The organism is Priestia sp. SIMBA_032 (assembly GCF_046535215.1).
In the GTDB taxonomy this organism is placed as follows: Bacteria; Bacillota; Bacilli; order Bacillales; family Bacillaceae_H; genus Priestia; species Priestia aryabhattai.
This window is the reverse complement of record NZ_JAWRXD010000874.1, coordinates 1-263: the sequence shown is the minus strand read 5'-3', so window position 1 is coordinate 263 and position 263 is coordinate 1. Positions and strand designations below refer to the sequence as shown.

Annotated in this window: 1 protein-coding gene; it reads right to left on the bottom strand. The window is 65.4% G+C overall.

Going from position 1 to position 263, the window contains the following annotated elements; all coding sequences use genetic code 11:
* On the bottom strand, positions 1–263 hold a 263-nt coding region (locus tag SB717_RS36815; RefSeq protein WP_410908022.1), incomplete at both ends, for a glucuronate isomerase.

Genomic DNA, 263 nt, shown 5'->3' with positions numbered 1-263 from the left:
GAGATCGGTGAGCGCTTCGCCTGCGAGACGGCGGGCGAGAATCGCGTTGGCCTCCGCGTCGGTTGCCGGGCGCTTCGGGAAGATCTCGAGCGACTGATCCGACACCGTACAGCCGCGCTCGTCAAAGTAGGCGATGCGCTGGTCGATCGCCGCGACGAGGCTCTCGAAGTCGGCGATCTCGGATCCGGTTAACCCGGCAAGACGCTCGATGTACGGGAGAAAATCATCGCGCTCGATGCGCAGCACACCGTCGGGGCGGAAGC